Source organism: Streptomyces solicavernae (assembly GCF_029968095.1).
Classification (GTDB): domain Bacteria; phylum Actinomycetota; class Actinomycetes; order Streptomycetales; family Streptomycetaceae; genus Streptomyces; species Streptomyces solicavernae.
This window is the reverse complement of sequence record NZ_JASCIR010000080.1, coordinates 1-2,680: the sequence shown is the minus strand read 5'-3', so window position 1 is coordinate 2,680 and position 2,680 is coordinate 1. Positions and strand designations below refer to the sequence as shown.

Sequence of the window (2,680 nt, the reverse complement as noted above, 5' to 3'; positions counted from 1 at the left end):
GTTCCCGTCCAGTGGTCGGACGATGCGGAAGTGATGGTCCGACGTGAACAGGTCGGCCGTGCGGTAGTGCGCGGCCAGGGCGACGTTCACGGCGTCCGCGAGGCCGATGCCCTTGCCGCCGTCCAGGTTCCGGTAGCCGTCCATGACTGCGTGCGCCGTGTGCAGGTGTGGCTGCACGGCGGGTACTTCGAAGCGTTTGCCGTCGACTCGCCTGTTGATGAAGTCGAGGGCGGTTGACGCGGCCTGGGCGCTGATGCGTTCCGTCAGCAGGTAGTCGAGCTCGGCCAGCACCATGGGCGATATCACGAGATGTCCGATGCGGCCCAGGCAGCTGCGATGCTCGGCATGGCCCTTGCTGGAGGCGGTGAACAGCCGGAACAGGGCGTTGGTGTCCCCGATCGCCACGGCAACGCCCTGCTCAGTCAACGTCGCCGCCCATTCCGCGCAGAGTGGCGTCGATCTCGTCGTCCGAGAGGTCGGGGCCGTCGAACGTCGGCAGGTCGTCGAGCGGCCCCATCGGGTCCGTGCGGAACGGATAAGTGGGTGGGCCTGGCTGGATGCCCTGGCGGGACAGGGTGGCGATCGGCTGACCGTTGCGCGTGATCGTGAGCGTCTCCCCGGCCTCCACGCGCGCCATGACACCCGCCGTGTCCTGGTTGAGCTCTCTTATCGGCACGCTCTGAGTCATGACTCCACTGTAGTACGGCGTAGTACGTGCCGCCAGTGCGTCGCTCCTGGCGGCACTCGTATCCGTGCTGAACCCCGACCGAGATCAACCACTGTGGCGGCTACCGACTCCGGCTCACCACCGCGGAAGGCCGGACGGCTCTCCACCTGGCGGGCGCCGCGCCGCACCGGACGGCACGGACCGGTCGTACGAGTACGACGTGCTGGGCCGACGTGTGGGCCGTACGACTCCGGCGGGGGCGCACAGCCGGTGGGCGTACGACGCGGCGGGCAACCGGACCGAGTTGACGACATCCGGGCGGACGATGACGTTCGACCACGACGCGGCGGGCCGCGAACTGACGCGCCGTGTCGGCGACGCGCTCTCGGTTACGCAGATGTACGACCCGCTGGGCCGCCTGACCGCGCAGACGGTGACGGGCGCCGGGGGCGGTGCTGGTGCTGATACTCCGGTCCAGCACAGGTCGTACGGCTACCGCGCGGATGGCCATCTCACCCGCATCGACGACCAGTTGAACGGCACGCGCCACTTCGACCTGGACGCGGTGGGGATTCATGATTTCTCCGAGGAGCCGACCGTTGTCTACTGTGAAGTGGGTGACGACGGGTACGAGACTCGGAAGGTTCAGGAGTATCGCGATGGTCTAGCGCTGAAGGCGAAGGCGGACGCGCAGCACGAATCGGGTCGAATTGGTCTCAGTGACATTCCGGTGGGGTCCATTGATGATGTTGCCGCTCAGTCGGAATTCTCTACATTTCTTATCGAGCCCGATGATTTCGAGGGGGTCTGGCGCGGTGCCCGGTGGCCGGGTGCTTATTAGTCCAGTCACCCCAAGGAGGCGGGGGGCGGCTGAGGGCTTTGCCCTGGTCAGCGGTCGTGGAGTGCCTCGGGGCGGGTGACGTGAACAACGGTGAGCAGGTCGTCCAGGCCCTTGAAGTCGTCCGGGTTCGTCGTGAAGAGGGGGAGTTCTTCCGCGATGGCGGTGGCGGCGATCATGAGGTCCGCGACCCGGCGGCGGGGCTTGCGGCCGGAGCCGATCACGGCTGCGCAGACCCTCCCGAAGGTGCGGGCCGCCTCGGTGTCGAAGGGGATCGGGTCGAATTCGTTCTCGGCGCGCTGGAGGACGTCCATGCGCCGGGCGCGCTCGGCGTGCTCGTCGTAGTTGTCCTGTTCCGTGTTGCTGCGAACCTCGTGCGGCCCCGCCGAGAGTTCCGCCAGGGTGATTGCGCTGATCGCCACCTCGGCGGGCAGTTCTGCCGGGTCCAGCCACCTGCGCAGGATCAGGATGTTGGTGTCGAGGAGGCCCTGCCGGTGCTCAACGGGCATAGCGGTCGTCCAGCTCCTGCTCGGCCGTGGCGTCCTGGTCGGCGCGGAATGTGTCCACGGAGATGTCCGGGGCCGTGCGTGACATGGCCGCGAACTCGCCGCGCGGGACGAACCTCCTGCGACGGCGCAGGGGGACCAGTTCGCCGATGTGGTGCCCGTCCCGGGTGACGGTGAAGGACTGGCCGTGCTGGACGGCGTCCATGATCTCTCTGGACCTGGTGCGCAGATCGCGCTGAGTGATCTCCGGCTGTGCGGTCATGCAATCCACGGTAACTCCCGAGTGCTACGCCGTGCTACCGCTTGGCACACCGGCTCCACCACGGTCAGGTTTCGCCTCGCACTCGAACCACACCGTATTGCCCGTCGCCCCGGCAGGGGCGGGCTGGGTGCCCCAGCGGTCGGTTACCGCCTCGATGAGGAGGAGGCCGCGGCCGGTTTCCGTGAGGGGGGAGGGGGTGCCTGGCCGTAAAGGGTTCGGGCTGTGGTCCGTTACCTCTACTCGCAGTACGCGCGCGTGGCGGAGGATCTGGATCGTGGTGTGGGGGTTCTCCGGTACGTGGCGGATCACGTTCGCGACCAGTTCCGTCAGGGCCAGCTCTGCCGCGTCGCACAGTTCGTGCATCTGCCAGGACGTGAGGAATGTGCGCAGGATGCGGCGGAAGTGGC

6 protein-coding genes are annotated in these 2,680 nt (G+C 67.5%); 1 reads left to right on the top strand and 5 read right to left on the bottom strand.

Going from position 1 to position 2,680, the window contains the following annotated elements:
• On the bottom strand, positions 1 to 405 hold a 405-nt coding region (locus QIS99_RS32005), incomplete at its 3' end, for a PIN domain-containing protein (protein ID WP_282517266.1).
• A gap of 13 nt (positions 406 to 418) precedes the next feature.
• Positions 419 to 688, bottom strand: coding sequence for a type II toxin-antitoxin system Phd/YefM family antitoxin (locus QIS99_RS32000; RefSeq protein ID WP_282517265.1), 270 nt, complete (start codon positions 686 to 688; stop codon positions 419 to 421).
• 304 nt (positions 689 to 992) lie between these two features.
• Here QIS99_RS32000 and QIS99_RS32245 point away from each other — a divergent pair, with 304 nt between their 5' ends.
• Entirely contained in the window at positions 993 to 1,508 is a 516-nt protein-coding gene (locus QIS99_RS32245) for a DUF6881 domain-containing protein (protein WP_349017341.1), read from the top strand.
• A gap of 47 nt (positions 1,509 to 1,555) precedes the next feature.
• Here QIS99_RS32245 and QIS99_RS31990 read toward each other — a convergent pair whose 3' ends face one another.
• From QIS99_RS31990 to QIS99_RS31980, 3 genes are all read right to left on the bottom strand, one after another.
• Positions 1,556 to 2,014 (bottom strand): type II toxin-antitoxin system VapC family toxin, encoded by a 459-nt coding sequence (locus QIS99_RS31990; protein ID WP_282517264.1) that lies wholly within the window; start codon positions 2,012 to 2,014, stop codon positions 1,556 to 1,558.
• Positions 2,004 to 2,273 carry a prevent-host-death protein gene (locus tag QIS99_RS31985; RefSeq protein ID WP_282517263.1) on the bottom strand — a complete coding sequence of 90 codons (270 nt, stop codon included), beginning with the start codon at positions 2,271 to 2,273 and terminating at the stop codon, positions 2,004 to 2,006. The genes QIS99_RS31990 and QIS99_RS31985 overlap by 11 nt, the downstream gene beginning before the upstream one ends.
• A 24-nt stretch (positions 2,274 to 2,297) precedes the next feature.
• The coding region (locus QIS99_RS31980; protein ID WP_282517262.1) for an ATP-binding protein at positions 2,298 to 2,680 on the bottom strand (383 nt) is incomplete at its 5' end.

Bases quoted from the DNA above. Each gene is read 5' to 3' on its own strand.
- QIS99_RS32000 (WP_282517265.1), bottom strand. From the start codon at position 688: ATGACTCAGAGCGTGCCGATAAGAGAGCTCAACCAGGACACGGCGGGT.
- QIS99_RS32245 (WP_349017341.1), top strand. From the start codon at position 993: ATGACGTTCGACCACGACGCGGCGGGCCGCGAACTGACGCGCCGTGTC.
- QIS99_RS31990 (WP_282517264.1), bottom strand. From the start codon at position 2,014: ATGCCCGTTGAGCACCGGCAGGGCCTCCTCGACACCAACATCCTGATC.
- QIS99_RS31985 (WP_282517263.1), bottom strand. From the start codon at position 2,273: ATGACCGCACAGCCGGAGATCACTCAGCGCGATCTGCGCACCAGGTCC.